The sequence below is a fragment of the Actinoplanes sp. NPDC049265 genome (assembly GCF_043197135.1).
Taxonomy (GTDB): Bacteria; Actinomycetota; Actinomycetes; order Mycobacteriales; family Micromonosporaceae; genus Actinoplanes.
This window is the reverse complement of sequence record NZ_JBICSP010000025.1, coordinates 1-16,286: the sequence shown is the minus strand read 5'-3', so window position 1 is coordinate 16,286 and position 16,286 is coordinate 1. Positions and strand designations below refer to the sequence as shown.

15 protein-coding genes and 1 pseudogene are annotated in these 16,286 nt (G+C 70.9%); 12 read left to right on the top strand and 4 right to left on the bottom strand.

What is annotated here, in order from left to right:
• Nucleotides 1-4 precede the first annotated feature (4 nt).
• Nucleotides 5-694: a response regulator transcription factor gene (locus ACGFIO_RS38480; RefSeq protein ID WP_392834715.1), complete on the bottom strand. Its 690-nt coding sequence runs from the start codon at nt 692-694 to the stop codon at nt 5-7.
• Nucleotides 695-736: 42 nt separating this feature from the next.
• Between ACGFIO_RS38480 and ACGFIO_RS38475 the strand changes: the two are divergent.
• Nucleotides 737-1,519, top strand: a pseudogene (locus tag ACGFIO_RS38475) (DUF4184 family protein); the annotation flags it as partial.
• 135 nt (nt 1,520-1,654) lie between these two features.
• Here ACGFIO_RS38475 and ACGFIO_RS38470 read toward each other — a convergent pair.
• Complete coding sequence (locus tag ACGFIO_RS38470; RefSeq protein ID WP_392834712.1) at nt 1,655-2,545, bottom strand: oxidoreductase; 891 nt, start codon at nt 2,543-2,545, stop codon at nt 1,655-1,657.
• Between the two features lie 101 nt (nt 2,546-2,646).
• Here ACGFIO_RS38470 and ACGFIO_RS38465 point away from each other — a divergent pair, with 101 nt between their 5' ends.
• From ACGFIO_RS38465 to ACGFIO_RS38455, 3 genes are read left to right on the top strand one after another with little or no spacing between them, the layout of a single operon-like run.
• Nucleotides 2,647-3,537 carry a helix-turn-helix transcriptional regulator gene (locus ACGFIO_RS38465; protein ID WP_392834710.1) on the top strand — a complete coding sequence of 297 codons (891 nt, stop codon included), beginning with the start codon at nt 2,647-2,649 and terminating at the stop codon, nt 3,535-3,537.
• Between the two features lie 42 nt (nt 3,538-3,579).
• Nucleotides 3,580-5,553 (top strand): threonine--tRNA ligase, encoded by a 1,974-nt coding sequence (gene thrS / locus ACGFIO_RS38460; protein ID WP_392834708.1) that lies wholly within the window; start codon nt 3,580-3,582, stop codon nt 5,551-5,553.
• The gene (locus tag ACGFIO_RS38455) at nt 5,550-6,056 is read left to right on the top strand and encodes an HIT family protein (protein ID WP_392834706.1); all 507 of its coding nucleotides are present in this window, start codon (nt 5,550-5,552) and stop codon (nt 6,054-6,056) included. Before thrS ends, ACGFIO_RS38455 begins: the two co-directional genes overlap by 4 nt.
• Here the strand turns inward: ACGFIO_RS38455 and ACGFIO_RS38450 are convergent.
• The gene (locus tag ACGFIO_RS38450) at nt 6,028-6,600 is read right to left on the bottom strand and encodes a TetR/AcrR family transcriptional regulator (RefSeq protein ID WP_392834704.1); all 573 of its coding nucleotides are present in this window, start codon (nt 6,598-6,600) and stop codon (nt 6,028-6,030) included. The genes ACGFIO_RS38455 and ACGFIO_RS38450 overlap by 29 nt on opposite strands.
• 54 nt (nt 6,601-6,654) lie before the next feature.
• Here ACGFIO_RS38450 and ACGFIO_RS38445 point away from each other — a divergent pair, with 54 nt between their 5' ends.
• Entirely contained in the window at nt 6,655-7,836 is a 1,182-nt protein-coding gene (locus ACGFIO_RS38445; protein ID WP_392834702.1) for an FAD-dependent monooxygenase, read from the top strand.
• Between the two features lie 150 nt (nt 7,837-7,986).
• Here ACGFIO_RS38445 and ACGFIO_RS38440 read toward each other — a convergent pair whose 3' ends face one another.
• A complete protein-coding gene (locus ACGFIO_RS38440) occupies nt 7,987-10,146 on the bottom strand; it encodes an elongation factor G-like protein EF-G2 (RefSeq protein WP_392834699.1) in 2,160 nt (719 codons plus the stop codon).
• Between the two features lie 141 nt (nt 10,147-10,287).
• On the opposite strand from ACGFIO_RS38440, the gene pgsA reads away from it, so the two are divergent.
• The 7 genes from pgsA to ACGFIO_RS38405 all read left to right on the top strand — a co-directional run bounded on the left by pgsA (nt 10,288) and on the right by ACGFIO_RS38405 (nt 16,103).
• Entirely contained in the window at nt 10,288-10,911 is a 624-nt protein-coding gene (gene pgsA, locus ACGFIO_RS38435) for a phosphatidylinositol phosphate synthase (RefSeq protein WP_392834698.1), read from the top strand.
• On the top strand, nt 10,908-11,774 hold the full coding sequence (locus tag ACGFIO_RS38430) for a phosphatidylinositol mannoside acyltransferase (RefSeq protein ID WP_392834696.1): 867 nt from the start codon (nt 10,908-10,910) through the stop codon (nt 11,772-11,774). The genes pgsA and ACGFIO_RS38430 overlap by 4 nt, the downstream gene beginning before the upstream one ends.
• Nucleotides 11,775-11,784: 10 nt before the next feature.
• A complete protein-coding gene (locus ACGFIO_RS38425) occupies nt 11,785-12,939 on the top strand; it encodes a glycosyltransferase family 4 protein (protein ID WP_392834694.1) in 1,155 nt (384 codons plus the stop codon).
• A gap of 33 nt (nt 12,940-12,972) precedes the next feature.
• Entirely contained in the window at nt 12,973-13,500 is a 528-nt protein-coding gene (locus tag ACGFIO_RS38420; RefSeq protein ID WP_392834692.1) for a hypothetical protein, read from the top strand.
• Nucleotides 13,501-13,599: 99 nt separating this feature from the next.
• A complete protein-coding gene (gene pdxS / locus ACGFIO_RS38415; RefSeq protein WP_392834690.1) occupies nt 13,600-14,514 on the top strand; it encodes a pyridoxal 5'-phosphate synthase lyase subunit PdxS in 915 nt (304 codons plus the stop codon).
• A 222-nt stretch (nt 14,515-14,736) separates the two neighbouring features.
• Nucleotides 14,737-15,336 carry a pyridoxal 5'-phosphate synthase glutaminase subunit PdxT gene (gene pdxT, locus ACGFIO_RS38410; protein WP_392834688.1) on the top strand — a complete coding sequence of 200 codons (600 nt, stop codon included), beginning with the start codon at nt 14,737-14,739 and terminating at the stop codon, nt 15,334-15,336.
• Nucleotides 15,337-15,350: 14 nt separating this feature from the next.
• Nucleotides 15,351-16,103, top strand: a complete 753-nt coding sequence (locus ACGFIO_RS38405) for a YebC/PmpR family DNA-binding transcriptional regulator (RefSeq protein WP_392834685.1) — start codon at nt 15,351-15,353, stop codon at nt 16,101-16,103.
• Nucleotides 16,104-16,286 lie beyond the last annotated feature (183 nt).

Sequence of the window (16,286 nt, the reverse complement as noted above, 5' to 3'; positions counted from 1 at the left end):
GCCCTTAGTCCGGCGCCACCAACCGGAATCCGACTCCCCGCACGGTGCGCAGGTAGCGAGGCTTCGCGGCTGATTCGCCCAGTTTCCTCCGCAGCCAGTACAGATGTACGTCGATCGTCTGGTCCTCGCCGACTGACGGCTGTCGCCATACCTCCTCCAGCAGCTCCCGACGCGACACCACCCGGCCGGGCCGGGCGGCGAGGTACGCCAGCAGGTCGAACTCCTTGCGGGTCAGGGCCAGGGCGGTGTCGCCCAGGCTGGCGCTGCGCTCGCCGATGTCGACGCGCAGCTCACCCACTTCGTGTACGGCCGGCTGCGCGGTGCGGCTGGCCCGGCCGACCCGGCGCAGCACGGTGGTGATCCGGGCGTCCAGGTGCGCGCCGGTGAACGGCTTGACCATGTAGTCGTCGGCCCCGGAACGCAGCAGCCGCACCACGGTCTGCTCGTCGTCGCGGGCAGTGGCGATGATGATCGGGACGTCGGTGATGCCGCGCAACATCCGCAGCGCGTCCGAGCCGTCCAGGTCGGGCAGCCCGAGATCGAGCACCACCAGGTCCGGGGTTTCGGCGGCGACCCGGCGCAGAGCGTCGAGCGCCGTGCCGACGGCGTGCACGGCGTGCCCCCGGTCGGCCAGCGACCGCAGCATCGCACCGCGCACGACGTGATCGTCTTCGACGAGCAACACCGTGGCCATGCGAAGACCGTAGCGCCCAAGGCAAGCAACGCCTAAACCGTGATGCTTCGGAATCTGTTGATGACTGAGAGTGATGGATTTCCCTCCGTTCGCGGTCTTGACAGACCTTCACCGGATCTCCGCACGACCGGCACCGGCGCTCCGCGGGGCGTCACTACGGTCGCGATCATGCCGCTGACGATTCCGACGCATCCGATCGCCGTCGTCCCGTTGAAGCTGTGGCGACCGCGCTGGTTCGACGGGGTGGCCCTGGTGACCGGGTCGGTCGCACCGGATCTGGCCTACGCCCTGTACGGCCTGGGCGTCTCCCCGCGTACCCACAATCTCGCCGCCCTGGTGTGGTGGTCGTTGCCGGTGACGCTGGTGCTGACCCGCCTGGTCCGCTGGGCCGCGCCGGCCGTCGCCGTGCACGTGCGAGTGGCCGATCTGGGCGTGCTCGGCACGGTGCGGCACCGGTTGATCGTGACCGTTCTGTCGGCGCTGATCGGCGCGGCCAGCCACCTGGGCTGGGACGCGGTCACGCATCCACGTCGTGTCGCGGCGCTCGACGCCGAGATCTGGCCGGGTACGCCGTGGTGGGGGCTGCTGTCCGACGCGTCCAACGTGGCCGGGTTCGCCGTCGGCGCGTACCTTATCGTCCGGATCGTCCGGACGAGACGGCTGCGGGAATGGCACGGCCCACCACCGGCCGGCGCCCCGCACCATGCGATCTTCTGGCCGGCCACCCTGATCGTGCTGGCCGCGGGGGTGGTCGTGGTGCTGGCCTGGCCGGTCGACTGGTTCGCCGGCCAGGCGATCCGGCTTCTGCTGGTGACCGGGGTGGCCCTGCTCGCCGGCGCGGTCGGCTGTTTTGGCGTTGACCATGTCTTTCACTCGGTTGGTGGATTCCCGCCGGGCCCTCGCGGTCGACGGCATCCCGGCCGGGCTGACCACCCGCGAGCCCTTGCCCGGCCGGGTTCTTCAGAGCGCGTAGCGGACGCCGGTCAGGTCCTCGGCGGCAGCCCAGAGCCGGCGCCCGACGGCCGGGTCGGCGGCCTCCCGGCTGAGCCGCGCCTCGCCGACCCGCCCGCGCGTCTCGCCGAGCCCGGTCGGCCCGAAGAACTGGCCACCGCGGACGCCCGGCGCGGTCGCGGCGCGCAGCTGCGGCTCCGTGCCCCGCTCGACCGACTGGGTGACGAGCAGGCCGGCCCAGGCCGCCAGCCGCCCGATCCGGGGCCGGTGCTCCCAGGCCCGCGGGGTCAGGTTGGTGCGGGTCAGGCCGGGGTGGGCCAGCACGCTCAGCACCGCCGACCCGGCGGCCCGCAGCCGGCGGTCCAGCTCGACGCCGAAGACGGTGGTGGCGAGCTTGGACCGGCCGTAGGCGGCGCTGGCCCGGTAGTCCCGCTCGTACATCAGATCGTCGAAGTCCAGGTGGGCGGACTTGTGGGTGATCGAGCTGAGGCTGACCACCCGTGCGGTCGGTGCGAGGGCGCCGAGCAGCCGGCCGGTCAGCGCGAAATGCCCCAGCATGTTGGTGCCGAGCTGCATCTCGAAGCCGTCGGCGGTGGTCCGGCGGGGGCCGAGCAGGACCAGGCCGGCGTTGTTGACCAGCAGGTCGATCACCGGGTGGTCGACGGCCAGCTTGGTGGCGAAGTCGCGTACCGAGTCCAGTGAGGCCAGATCGAGCTCACGCACCTCGACGTCACCGCCGATGGCCCGGGCCGCCTCGGCCCCGGCGGCCAGGTTGCGGACGGCCAGCACGACGTGCGCGCCGTGCCGGGCCAGCTCGGTCGCGGTGACCCGGCCGAGGCCCGAGTTGGCGCCGGTCACGACCGCCACGCGGCCGTGCTGATCAGGGATTTCGTAGGTCATGGGGGTGACGCTAGGCCGGTTCCGGCCCGCTCCACTCGTGCCCGCTTCCCTAGGAATACGAGACCTACCCACCCGGTCCGGCCCGGCGGCACACTGGTGGCATGACCCATCCGTACGCCCGTGAGCTCGGCGATTTCCTGCGTGCCCGCCGCGACCGGCTGCGTCCGGAGGACGTCGGCCTGGAACCGGGCGGCCGGCGCAAGGTGGCCGGGCTGCGCCGCGAGGAACTGGCCCTGCTGGCCGGTCTGAGCACCGACTACTACCAGCGGATGGAGCAGGGCCGGGAGGTACGCCCGTCCGACGACGTCCTGGACGCGCTGGCCGGCGCCCTCGCCCTGGACGAGGAGGAACGCCGCCACCTGTTCACGCTGGCCCAGGCCGCCCGCCGCCCGGTGCCGGCCCACCTGGACCGCGGCCCGGAAACAGTGCCCGAGCGGACCCGGCGCATGCTGCGGGTGCTGAACACCCCGGCCGTCGTCCTCGGCCGCCACCTCGACCTGCTGGCCTGGAACCCGATGGCCGAGGTGCTGCTGGGCGACCCGGGTGACTACCCGGCCGATCGGCTCAACATGCTGCTGCTGATGTTCGACGACTCGCTGACCAACCAGCGCAGTTGCGTCGACTGGGAGCGGCAGGCGCTGGAGTACATCGGCATGATGCGGAGCGCGGTCGCGACCGACCCGACGCATCCGCGGGCGACCGCGATCGTCGGCGAGCTGAGCATCCGCAGCGCGGAGTTCCGCCGGCTGTGGGAACGGCACGATGTGCGCGCGTCGGTCAGCGGCACCAAGACCTTCCGCATCCCGGAGGTCGGCGACATCGTGCTGGGCTGGGACACCTACCCGCTGCCGGGCGGCCCCGGCCCGGTGATGCTGGTCTACACGGTCGAGCCGGGCAGCCCGGACGCCGACCGGCTGCAGCTCCTGGCCGCCCTGCAGGCGACCCGCGGCCGGATGCGAGCCGCTCCCCGGGACGACGCGGCCGACGGATAGCATCGGGGACGATTCCACGCGTCCCGCCGAAGGAGAACCACCGTGTCAGCTCCACTCGTCGTTCCGGCCGGTACTACCGCGGGCGACGCGGTGACTACGGCGGGGCTCCCAGCGAACGGGCCCAAGGCGATCGTCGTGGTCCGCGACCCGGGCGGGCGGCTGCGCGACCTCGACTGGGTGCCCGAGCTCGACACCGAGGTCACGCCGGTGGCCCTGGACGAACCGGACGGGCTCAACGTGCTGCGCCACTCGGCCGCGCACGTGCTCGCCCAGGCCGTACAGGACACGTTCCCCGAGGCCAAGCTGGGCATCGGCCCGCCCATCGAGAACGGGTTCTACTACGACTTCGACGTCGCCAAGCCGTTCGTACCCGAAGATCTCGCGAAGCTCGAGAAGCGCATGCTGGAGATCATCAAGCAGGGCCAGACCTTCAAGCGCCGGGTGTACGGGAGCCTCGACGAGGCCAAGGTCGAGCTGGCCGACGAGCCCTACAAGCTCGAGCTGGTCGACATCAAGGGAGAGGTCGACCCGGCCGAGGTCATGGAGGTCGGCGGGGGTGAGCTGACCACCTACGACAACCTCGACCCCAAGGACGGCCACCGCATCTGGGGCGACCTGTGCCGCGGCCCGCACTTGCCGTCGACCCGGCTCATCCCGGCGGTCAAGCTGATGCGCAGCGCCGCCGCCTACTGGCGCGGCAGCGAGAAGAACCCGCAGCTGCAGCGGATCTACGGCACCGCCTGGCCGACCCGCGACGCGCAGAAGGAATACCTGCGCCTGCTCGAGGAGGCGGCCAAGCGCGACCACCGCAAGCTCGGCGCGGACCTCGACCTGTTCTCCTTCCCGGACGAGATCGGCTCGGGCCTGGCTGTCTTCCATCCCAAGGGCGGCATCATCCGCCGCGAGATGGAGAACTACTCGCGCCTCAAGCACGAGCAGGCGGGCTACTCGTTCGTCAACACCCCGCACATCACCAAGGCGGACCTGTTCGAGACCTCCGGCCACCTCGGCTGGTACGCGGACGGCATGTTCCCGCCCATGGAGATGGAAGGGGCCACGTATTACCTCAAGCCGATGAACTGCCCGTTCCACGACCTGATCTTCCGGTCCCGCGGACGCTCCTACCGCGAGCTGCCGCTGCGGATGTTCGAGTTCGGCACGGTCTACCGCTACGAGAAGTCCGGCGTGGTGCACGGGCTGACCCGGGTCCGCGGCATGACGCAGGACGACGCCCACATCTTCTGCACCGAGGAGCAGATGGCGGGCGAGCTCAAGTCGCTGCTGCAGTTCGTGCTCGACCTGCTCCGCGACTACGGCCTGCCCGACTTCTACCTGGAGCTGTCCACCCGCAACCCCGAGAAGTCGGTCGGTACCGACGAGAACTGGGAGAAGGCCACCGAGGCGCTGCGGTCGGCGGCCGAGGACTCCGGGCTCGAGCTGGTGCCCGACCCGGGCGGCGCGGCGTTCTACGGCCCCAAGATCAGCGTGCAGGCCAAGGACGCGATCGGCCGCACCTGGCAGATGTCGACCATCCAGGTCGACTTCAACCTGCCCGAGCGGTTCGGCCTGGAATACAGCGCGGCCAGCGGCGGCCGGGAGCGCCCGGTGATGATCCACCGCGCGCTGTTCGGCTCGATCGAGCGGTTCTTCGGCGTGCTCACCGAGCACTACGCGGGCGCGTTCCCGGCCTGGCTGGCCCCGGTGCAGGTGGTCGGCATCCCGATCCGCGACGACCACGCCGACTACCTGACGTCGTTCGTCACCGATCTCAAGAAGGAGGGCATCCGGGCCGAGGTCGACTACTCCGACGACCGGATGCAAAAGAAGATCCGCACCGCCCAGCAGCAGAAGATCCCGTTCATGGTGATCGCCGGCGACGACGACGTGGCCGCCGGCACGGTGTCGTTCCGCTACCGCGACGGGTCACAGCGCAACGGGGTCCCGCTGGCCGAGGCGATCGCGCACGTCACCGAGGTCGTCCGCAGCCGGGTGAACACCGGTCCGTCGGCGTCATGACCGAACCGGACGGTCTCGAGCGGCTGTGGACCCCGCACCGGATGGCCTATGTCACCGGCTCGGGCCAGCCGCCGGGCTGTCCGTTCTGCGACGCGCCGGCGCACCCCGACGAGGACAACCACATCGTCGCGCGCGGCACGACCGTGTACGCGATCCTCAACCTGTACCCGTACAACCCGGGCCACCTGCTGATCTGCCCCTACCGGCACGTGGCCGACTACACCGAGCTGACCGACGAGGAGACGGCCGAGCTGGCTGCCTTCACCCGCAAGGCGATGGTGACGATCCGCGCGGCGAGCAGCCCGCACGGCTTCAACCTGGGCATGAACCAGGGTGCGGTGGCCGGTGCGGGCATCGCCGCTCATCTGCACCAGCACGTGGTGCCGCGGTGGGGCGGCGACAGCAATTTCATGCCGGTCATCGGCCGCACCAAGACGATGGTCATGCTGCTCAGCGACACCCGCGACCTGCTGGCTAAGGCTTGGTCGACGCCAGCGCCCTGATCCCGGCGACCACCTGCTCGGCCGTCGGCGCGTTGGCCGGGTCGGTCATGTGCTGGATGAGCACGCCCGACATCAGCGCCATCTGCACCGACCCGAGCGTCCCGATCGTCTCGGCGTCGAGCGTCTCCTCGGGCTGCTGAAGGATCATCGCCGCCATTCCGGAGCGGCCCTGCTGGATGCCGCCGGCCATCTGCTCCCGCAGCTCCGGCGCGTGTTCCGCCTGGACCATGGCCTCGACCGTGGCCATGAAGAGCTCCCGGTCGGCCCGGGCTGTGCTGATGATCCGCCGCCACAGCCGGACCAGCTGATCGTCGCCGGAGTCGCTCAGGTCGTCGATCAGGGCGGCGGTGATCTTCTGCCCCCACTCGTCGACCGCGCTCAGCATGGCCGCGTTCATCAGGGCCTTGGTCGACCCGTAGTGGTAGCCGATCGAGCCCAGGTTGGTGCCGGAGACGGCCACGATGTCGCGCGCGGTGGTGCGGGCGTAGCCCTTCTCGTACAGGCACTGGCGCGCGCCGGCCAGCAGATCCTCGCGATGCCCCATGGTCGCCATCCTCGCATCTATACAAGCGTGTAAGACGTTTGTATAGTAAGCCGCATGAGGAACCGAGAGGTGCTGATCTCGGGGGCCGGCGTGGCGGGTCCCCTCCTGGCGTACTGGCTGGGCCGGCACGGCCTGCGGCCGACGATCGTCGAGCGGGCCCCCGCGCTGCGCGAGGGCGGGTACAAGGTGGACGTCCGCGGGACGGCGATCGAGGTGCTCAAGCGAACCGGCGTCTACTGCGCGGCCCGGGCCCGGGACACCGGCATGCGGCAGGTCACCTACGTGACAAAGAGCGGCGGCAAGGTGGCCGCCGTCGACGCCGACCTGCTGATGGGCCGGCGCGGCGACGACATCGAGGTGATGCGCGGCGACCTGGTCCGGATCCTGGCCGACGCGGCGGCGCCGGTGACCGAGTTCATCTACGGCGACGCCATCGCCTCGATCTCGTCCTCCGGGGAGGTGACCTTCGAGAGTGGGCTGAGCCGCCGATTCGACGTGATCGTGGGGGCCGACGGGCTGCACTCGGCGACCCGGCGGATGGCCGGGCTGGACGCGCCGCTACGGCACCTGGGCGCCTACCTGTCGTTCGCGACCATGCCCAACGACCTGCGGCTGGACCGCGAAGAGGTGTTCTGGGCCGTGCCCGGGCGGATGGCGTTCCTATACAGCACCGGGCCGGACGACCCGGCCAAGGTGGGGCTGGTGTTCGCGTCGCCGGAACTGCCGCGGGCCGAGGTCACGCGTGAGCGGGTGGCGGCCGAGTTCGCCGGGGACGGCTGGCAGATCCCGCGGATCCTGGAGTCGATGGCCGACGACTTCTTCGTCGACAGTCTCAGCCAGGTCGACCTGCCCCGCTGGTCGGCCGGTCGCGTGGTGCTGCTCGGGGACGCCGCGTTCTGCCCGTCGCCGGCCTCGGGGCAGGGCACCAGCACGGCTCTGTGCGGGGCGTACGTGCTGGCCCGGGCGCTGGCGCGGCACGAGGACACCGCCGCCGCCTTCGCCGAGTACGAGGGCACGCTGCGGCCGTACACCGACCGCAACATCGAGGTCGGCCGGAAGATGGCCGGTCAGATGGTGCCGGGCGGCCGGTTCAGCATCGCCATGCGGAACTACGCGATGCGCACCCTGCACCTCAACCCCTGGAACAAGCAGATCATCGCGTCCGCCACCAAGCCCATCTTCGTGGCGGCCAACGCTCTGAAACTGCCGGCCGAGGACCAGCCGGTCGCGGCCTGACCGATGCCGGCCGTCGTCAGGCCCGCGCGAAACGAAACAGTTTCGTTCACCTGGCGGCTGGCGGCTCGTGGTTGGGTGATCGGGCCGGCTGCCGTCAAGCCTGCACGAAACGAAACAGTTTCGTTCACCCAAACGGCCGGACGGCGCGGGCTACCGGGCGGCGTGCTCCTTACGGATCGTGTCGGCCAGATGGGACGGCATCGGCTCATGGCGGGCGTACGTGCGGCTGAAGGTCCCGGCGCCGGAGGAGAGGGCGCGCAGCTCCACCGCGTACCGGATCAGCTCAGTGGCCGGCACCTCGGCCCGCACCAGGCTGTATTCCCCGCTCTCGTCCGCCTCCGACCCGAGCGGCCGGCCCCGCCGGCCGGAAAGGTCGCTCATCACCGCGCCGACGTATTCGTCCGGGACCCGGACCACGACCTCGTCGACCGGCTCGAGCAGCACGACCTCGGCCGCCGCGGCCGCCTCCTTGAGGGCCAGCGCCCCGGCGGTCTGGAACGCGGCGTCGGACGAGTCGACGCTGTGCGCCTTGCCGTCGTAGAGCGTCACCTTGAGGTCGACCACCGGGTAGCCGGCGACGATGCCCCTCTCCAGCTGGGCCCGGACACCCTTTTCGACCGACGGGATGTAGTTGTGCGGTACCGAGCCGCCGACCACCTTGTCGGCGAACTGGAAGCCGGACCCGCGGGGAAGCGGCTCGACCTCGATGTCGCAGACCGCGTATTGGCCGTGGCCGCCGCTCTGCTTGACGTGCCGGCCGTGGCCCTTGGCGCCGCTGCCGAACGTCTCGCGCAGGGAGACCTTGACCGGCTCGGTGTCCAGCTCGACACCGCCGGCCCGGAGCCGGTCGAGGACCACCTCGGCGTGCGACTCGCCCATGCACCAGAGGACCAGCTGGTGGGTGTCGGCGTTGCGTTCCAGCCGCAGCGTGGGGTCGCCGGCGACCAGCCGGGCCAGGTTCTTGGCCAGGGCGTCCTCGTCGGAGCGGGACTTGGCCACGACCGCGATGGGCAGCAACGGCTCGGGCATCCGCCACGGCTCCATCAGCATCGGCTCGTCCTTGCCGGAGAGCGTGTCGCCGGTCTCGGCGCTGCCCGACTTGGTGATCGCGCAGAGGTCACCGGCGATGCAGGACGGAATCTCGCGCAGCTGCGCGCCCAGCGGGGAGTAGATGTGGGCGACCCGCTCGTCGGCGTCGTGGTCGGGGTGGCCGCGTTCGGCCATGCCGTGGCCGGACACGTGCACCACGGTCTCGGGGGTCAGCGTGCCGGAGAAGACCCGGACCAGCGAGACCCGGCCGACGTGGCGGTCGATGGTGGTCTTGACGACCTCGGCGACCAGCGGGCCGTCCGGGTCGCAGGTGAGCGGTGGCTTGGGTGAGCCGTCGACGCCGGTGACGGTGGGCAGGTCGTGTTCCAGCGGTGAGGGCGCGCCGGAGACCAGGCCGTCGAGCAGCGCGTCGAGGCCGACACCGGTGGCCGCGCAGACCGGGATGACCGGGTAGAAGTGGCCGCGGGCCACGGCCTTTTCCAGGTCGGGGACCAGCACCTCGGGGCCGACCGGATCGCCGCCGAGGTAACGGTCCATCAGGGACTCGTCCTCGCTCTCGGCGATGATGCCCTCGATCAGCTGGTTGCGGTCCTCTTCGACCGGCGCGAGATGGGCCTGCTCGGCCTGGCCCTCGGTGGGCGGGTAACCGGCCGAGTAGTCGAGCACCCGCATCGTGACCAGCCCGAGCAGGCCGGCGATGGAGGCGCCGTCGTCGCCCAGCATCGGGCGGTAGATCGTCATCACGTTCTCGCCGAACGCGTCCTGGCAGTCGGCCAGCGTCTGGTCGAAGTCGGCCCGTGGGTGGTCGAGCCGGGTGATCGCCACCGCGCGGGGCAGGCCGACGGCGGCGCACTCGGACCAGAGCGCGGTGGTGGCGGCGTCCACCCCGTCGACGGCCGAGACGACGAAGAGCGCGGCGTCCGCGGCCCGCAGGCCGGCGCGCAGCTCACCGACGAAGTCGGCGTACCCGGGGGTGTCGAGGAGGTTGATCTTGACACCGTTGTGTACGAGCGGAGCACACGACAGTGCCACCGACCGTTGCTGCCGCACGGCTGCCGGGTCGTGGTCGGTGACAGTGGTGCCGTCGGCCACCGTGCCGGCCCGGGGGATCGTCGACGTGGCCGCCAGCAGGGCCTCGACCAGTGTCGTCTTCCCGGAACCGGAATGGCCCACCAGCACCACGTTGCGAACCCTGCCGGGCTCGGTCACCACCGGCGCAGCGGCGCCGGTGACCCCCTTGTCCGAAGTCTTCTGCGCCATGCGAGCGCACCTCCGTTTCCCGGGTGTTACGACGGTATTGTGAGATCCCACACCCCCCGGTACGCGGCCCGCAACCCCCTGTAGTCATCAGACCCAGGGCCGATGCGCCCTGTTCGGTGCGCCGATACAGTGGTGTCCGCCATGGCAAAGATCTTCAGCGTCCCCGCCCGCCTCGTTCTCGCGCATGCCGCCGACCCGATCGCCCGCTTCCTCCTGCGTTCCGGGGTCTCGCCCAACGCGGTCACCGTAGCGGGCACCGTCGGCGCGGTCGTGGGGGCTCTGGCGCTCGGCGCCCGCGGCCATCTGGTAGCGGGTGCGTTGGTCGTCACCTTCTTCGCGCTCACCGACGTGCTCGACGGCACCATGGCGCGGATGCGCGGGCCGGCCGGCACGTTCGGGGCGCTCCTCGACTCGTCGATGGACCGGCTCGCCGACGCGGCCGTGTTCGGCGCCGTCTTCTGGTACCTGTTCGGTGAGCACAACCCATACAACGGCATGGTCGCCGCGGTCATCAGCCTGGCCCTGGGCCAGGTCGTGTCGTACGTGAAGGCCCGCGCCCAGAGCCTGGGCCTGGATGCCGACGTCGGCCTGGCCGAGCGGGCCGAGCGGCTGATCCTGGTCGGCGTCGGCGGCCTGCTGAGCGGCTTCGGGCTCGACTGGGGGCTGCCGGCGGCGCTCTGGCTGCTGGCCGTGCTCAGCGCCGTCACCGTGTTCCAGCGGCTGATCCACGCCGCCCGGTCGGACACCAAGGCGCCCGCCGCGTGAGCGACAGGCTGACCGGGCTGGGCTTCGCCGCGGGCTGGCGGCTGGTCCGGGCGCTGCCCCGGCCGGTGGCGGCGCGGCTGTTCACGGTGGCCGCCGACCGCGTCTGGCGCAAGAACGGGCGGGGGACCCAGCGGCTGCGTCGCAACCTTCAGCAGGTGGCGGGTCCGGCCTTCGACGAGACGTTGGTACGCGACGGACTCCGCTCGTACGCCCGATATTGGCTAGAGGCCTTCCGCCTCCCCTCCCGCAGCCAGGCCGAGCACCTGGCCGGTTTCCACCTGGAACCGGCCGGTGAGCTGGAAAAGGTGCTGGACGAGGGCAACGGGGCGATCCTGGCGCTGCCGCACCTGGCCAACTGGGACGCCGCCGCGGCCTGGGTCACAGCCCGGGGCTACCGGCTGGTCACGGTGGCCGAGCGGCTCAAGCCGGAAGCGGTGTTCGAGCAGTTCGTGGTCTATCGCGAGGCGCTCGGCATGGAGGTCATCCCGCTCACCGGCGCGGCCCGGGCGCCGATCGACGTGCTGGCCGAGCGGGCCGAGCAGGGCTGGGCGGTGGCGCTGCTCAGCGACCGCGACCTGTCCGCGCGTGGCATCGAGGTGGAGTTCTTCGGCGGGCGGGCCCGGATGCCGGCCGGTCCGGCGCTGCTCGCGCTCCGCACCAGGGCCCCGCTGTACGCCGCCGACCTCTGGTTCGAGCCGGGGCGGGTGATGGGTGAACTGCGGCGCATCGAGCTGCCCGGCCCGGCCGAGGGCACCCTGGCCGAACGCGTCATGCTGGTCACCCAGCGGCTGGCCGACGCCTATGCGATCGGGATCGCGGCCCACCCGCAGGATTGGCACATGCTGCAGAAGCTGTGGTTGTGAGGGGTGTGGCGTGCGTATCGGGATCGTCTCGCCGTACTCGTTCGACGTGCCCGGCGGCGTGCAGAACCACATCGTCGACCTGGCCGAGGCGCTGATCGGGCTGGGCCACGAGGTGTCGGTGCTGGCCCCGGCGGACGAGGACGCCGACCACCCGCCATACGTGGTGCCGGCCGGCCGGGCGCTCCCGTTCCCGTACAACGGGTCGGTGGCCCGCATCTCGTTCGGCCCGGTGTCGTCGGCGCGGGTGCGGCGCTGGCTGTCCCGCGGCGACTTCGACGTGCTGCACGTGCACGAGCCGTTCGCGCTCAGCCTGTCCATGCTGGCCGTGCTGCACACCCGCGGCCCGGTGGTGGCTACCTTCCACACCGCGATCATCCGGTCCCGGGCGATGTCGGCCGCTCAGGGCATGTTGCAGCTGGTGATGGAAAAGATCACCGCGCGCATCGCGGTCAGTGAGCTCGCCCGCAAGGTGCAGGTGGAACATCTGGGCGGCGGCGCGGTGGAGATCCCCAACGGCGTGGCGGTGGCCAAGTTCAACCGGGCCGAGCCGCTGCCCGGCTGGCCCGGCACCGGCGGCGCGCTCGGTTTCCTGGGCCGGTTCACCGAGTCCCGCAAGGGCTTCCCGATCCTGCGTACGGCGTTCGTCCGCCTGGCCCGGGAACGGCCGGAGCTGCGGCTGCTGGTGGCCGGCCCCGGTGACCGCTCCGACCTGTACGACCTGTTCCCGGCCGACCTGCGCGACCGGGTGACGTTCCTCGGCCTGGTCAGCGAGGCAGACAAGGCCCGGATGTTACGCAGCGTAGACATCTATGTGGCGCCGAACACGGGCGGTGAGTCCTTCGGGATGATCCTGACCGAGGCCATGGCCGCCGGGGCTGCGATCGCCGCGAGTGACCTGGACGCCTTCCGCCGGGTGCTGGACGGCGGCCGGGCCGGCGAGCTCTTCCCGACCGGGGACGCGGACGCGCTCACCGAGCGGCTGGGCGCGCTCCTCGACGATCCGGCGCGACGCGACCGGCTGGCGGCGGCCGCGGCCACGGCGGTGGCGGCGTTCGACTGGCCGAGCGTAGCCGGACGGGTACTCGAGGTGTATGCCGCGGCGATCGAGGCCACCGACGGCCGGGTGATGGACGTGGAGTGGTCGGAACCACGCCCCGGCATGTGACTCTCCGAAACCAATCGGCACTACCATTCCCGCATGCGTGAAGTGCTGGGTGTGCTGGTCGTGGTCGTGGTGCTGGCCGCGTACCTCTGGTGGACCGCCCACCGCGTCCAGCGGGTGCACATCCGCGCCGCCTCGGCCGGCCGGGCCCTCGACCAGCATCTGCTCCGCCGGGCGGCCGCCGCCGCGGTGGTCGCCGAGCACGCCGGTCACGTCGAGCTCTACGCCGCCGCGCGCCTGGCCCTCGACGCGGCACCGGACGACCGGGAGGAGGCCGAGAACGACCTGTCCCGGCAACTGGCCTCCGTCCCGCTGACCGCCGCCGACCCGGCCACCCGCGCGCTGGTGGCCACCAGCCGCCGGGTCACCCTGGCCCGGCAGGTGCACACCGACACCGTCCGGGACGCCCTGCGTGCCCGCCGTCGTCCCGTCGTCCGGGTGTTCGGCCTGGCCCGGCGCTATCCGCGACCGGCGTACTTCGACATCGTCGAGCCGGCCCTGCCCGAGCTGACCGAGCTGCTGATCGCCCAGCGCAGCGAGCCCGCCGCCGTCGAAGCGGCCTGATCATCGCAGGCCACCTGCCCCTCGATTGGCCCTCGCTGGACCCCGCTCGCCGCTCATAAGCTCCATCACGCAGACCGACGAGCGTGAGGAGCGGCACCAGTGTCCGAGAGCGCAGCATCCACGACGCAGCAGCCGGCCGTGGGCACCGCCCGGGTCAAGCGCGGCATGGCCGAGATGCTCAAGGGCGGTGTGATCATGGACGTGGTCACCCCGGAGCAGGCGAAGATCGCCGAGGACGCCGGGGCGGTCGCCGTGATGGCCCTGGAACGGGTTCCCGCCGACATCCGCGCCCAGGGCGGGGTGTCCCGGATGAGCGACCCCGACATGATCGACGGCATCATCGCCGCCGTCTCCATCCCGGTGATGGCCAAGGCCCGGATCGGCCACTTCGTCGAGGCCCAGGTGCTGCAGTCGCTCGGCGTCGACTACGTGGACGAGTCCGAGGTGCTGACCCCGGCCGACTACGCCAACCACATCGACAAGTGGGCGTTCACCGTCCCGTTCGTGTGCGGGGCGACCAACCTGGGCGAGGCGCTGCGCCGGATCACCGAGGGCGCGGCCATGATCCGCTCGAAGGGTGAGGCCGGCACCGGCGACGTCTCCAACGCCACCACCCACATGCGCCAGATCCGGCAGGAGATCCGCCGCCTGCAGAACCTGCCGGAAGACGAGCTCTACGTCGCGGCCAAGGAGCTGCAGGCGCCGTACGAGCTGGTCAAGGAGGTCGCCGAGGCCGGTCGGCTGCCGGTCGTGCTGTTCACCGCGGGCGGCATCGCCACGCCGGCCGACGCGGCCATGATGATGCAGCTCGGCGCCGAGGGCGTCTTCGTCGGCTCGGGCATCTTCAAGTCCGGCAATCCGGCCCAGCGCGCCGCCGCGATCGTCAAGGCCACCACGTTCCACGACGACCCCGAGATGATCGCCAAGGTGTCCCGCGGGCTCGGCGAGGCCATGGTCGGCATCAACGTCGAGGACGTGCCGCAGCCGCACCGGCTGGCCGAACGCGGCTGGTGACTATTCGGGTTTCTCGACCAGGACGACCCACGCGCCGGTGTTGTCGCGCATCACGCCTGGTCGAGGCAATAGAGCGGCACCAGGGAAACATTCAAGATCATGGGCCGACGGTGCGACCGGAGTCCGCGTCCGTGCTTCTCCGGAATCGCGGTATCACGCCGTGCGTGCAGAGGTAGCGGCGTGCACCCTGCGCAGCGCGATCACCGGATGAGCATGGGCGGGATGACGTTGAAGATCGGAGTGCTGGCGCTGCAGGGTTCCTTCCGGGAGCACATCCGGGCGCTGACGGCGGACGATGTGGCCGCAGGCCCGGTGCGCCGGCCGGAGGAGCTGGCCGCGGTCGACGCGCTGGTGATACCCGGCGGCGAGTCGACCGTGATGAGCAAGCTGGCGATCGAGTTCGGGCTGCTGGAGCCGATCCGCAAGCGCATCGCCGACGGGATGCCGGTGTACGGTTCCTGCGCCGGGATGATCATGCTGGCGTCCCGCGTCCTGGACGGGCGGCCCGATCAGGAGACCTTCGACGGCATCGACATGACGGTGCGCCGTAACGCGTTCGGCCGGCAGGTCGAGTCGTTCGAGGGCCAGGTCAACATTTCCGACATTTCGGGCGGGCCATTCGAGGCGGTCTTCATCCGGGCGCCCTGGGTCGAGCAGGTGGGGCCAGAGGTGCGAGTGATGGGGCGCGTCACGTCCGGCCCGGCCGCCGGTAGGATTGTCGCCGTCCGGCAGGGCAACCTGCTCGCCACGGCTTTCCACCCGGAGTTGACCGGAGACCTTCGCGTGCACCGGTACTTCGTCGAGATGGCGGTTTCTCAATAACGCGGAGGTTTTGCATGTCCGGCCACTCCAAGTGGGCGACGACCAAGCACAAGAAGGCCGTCATCGACGCCAAGCGCGGCAAGATGTTCGCCAAGCTGATCAAGAACGTCGAGGTCGCGGCCCGGGTCGGCGGCGGAGACCCGGCCGGCAACCCCACCCTCTACGACGCCATCCAAAAGGCGAAGAAGAGCTCGGTCCCCAACGACAACATCAACAACGCGGTCAAGCGCGGCTCCGGCCTCGAAGCCGGCGGGGCCGACTGGCAGACGATCATGTATGAGGGCTACGGCCCCAACGGCGTCGCCCTGCTGATCGAGTGCCTGACCGACAACCGCAACCGCGCCGCCACCGAGGTCCGCACCGCCCTGACCCGCAACGGCGGCACCTTCGCCGACGCCGGCAGCGTGTCCTACCTGTTCAACCGCAAGGGCGTGGTGCTCGTGCCCAAGGGCTCGAACACCGAGGACGACCTGATGCTGGCCGTCCTCGACGCCGGCGCCGAGGAGATCAACGACCTGGGCGACTCGTTCGAGGTGGTCAGCGAGCCGACCGACCTGGTCGCGGTGCGCACGGCCCTGCAGGACGCCGGCATCGACTACGACTCGGCCGAGTCCTCCCTGGTCCCGACCATGACGGTCGAGGTCGACGAGGACGCGGCGCGCAAGGTCCTCAAGCTGATCGACGTCCTCGAGGACTGCGACGACGTCCAGAACATCTTCGCCAACTTCGACGTCTCCGACGAGGTCATGGCCAAGATCGACGCGTAGTTCCGGCGACGCCGGCGCCGAGGGTTCGTACCGACCAGGATCAAGAGCTTCAAAGTCAGAACCTGGTCGTAGCCGAGTGGGTGGTGCCGACCGCTGCTCATTGGTGGACCCTTGTTGTTGTCCGGCTCGTTAGGGCCGGAGGCATCTGGATCCGTCGGGTCATCGCCCACCGTTGCTGCCCCC

Coding starts and splice junctions, on each gene's coding strand:
- ACGFIO_RS38480 (WP_392834715.1), bottom strand. CDS start 694: ATGGCCACGGTGTTGCTCGTCGAAGACGATCACGTCGTGCGCGGTGCG.
- ACGFIO_RS38470 (WP_392834712.1), bottom strand. CDS start 2,545: ATGACCTACGAAATCCCTGATCAGCACGGCCGCGTGGCGGTCGTGACC.
- ACGFIO_RS38465 (WP_392834710.1), top strand. CDS start 2,647: ATGACCCATCCGTACGCCCGTGAGCTCGGCGATTTCCTGCGTGCCCGC.
- ACGFIO_RS38455 (WP_392834706.1), top strand. CDS start 5,550: ATGACCGAACCGGACGGTCTCGAGCGGCTGTGGACCCCGCACCGGATG.
- ACGFIO_RS38450 (WP_392834704.1), bottom strand. CDS start 6,600: ATGGGGCATCGCGAGGATCTGCTGGCCGGCGCGCGCCAGTGCCTGTAC.
- ACGFIO_RS38445 (WP_392834702.1), top strand. CDS start 6,655: ATGAGGAACCGAGAGGTGCTGATCTCGGGGGCCGGCGTGGCGGGTCCC.
- ACGFIO_RS38440 (WP_392834699.1), bottom strand. CDS start 10,146: ATGGCGCAGAAGACTTCGGACAAGGGGGTCACCGGCGCCGCTGCGCCG.
- pgsA (WP_392834698.1), top strand. CDS start 10,288: ATGGCAAAGATCTTCAGCGTCCCCGCCCGCCTCGTTCTCGCGCATGCC.
- ACGFIO_RS38420 (WP_392834692.1), top strand. CDS start 12,973: ATGCGTGAAGTGCTGGGTGTGCTGGTCGTGGTCGTGGTGCTGGCCGCG.
- pdxT (WP_392834688.1), top strand. CDS start 14,737: ATGACGTTGAAGATCGGAGTGCTGGCGCTGCAGGGTTCCTTCCGGGAG.
- ACGFIO_RS38405 (WP_392834685.1), top strand. CDS start 15,351: ATGTCCGGCCACTCCAAGTGGGCGACGACCAAGCACAAGAAGGCCGTC.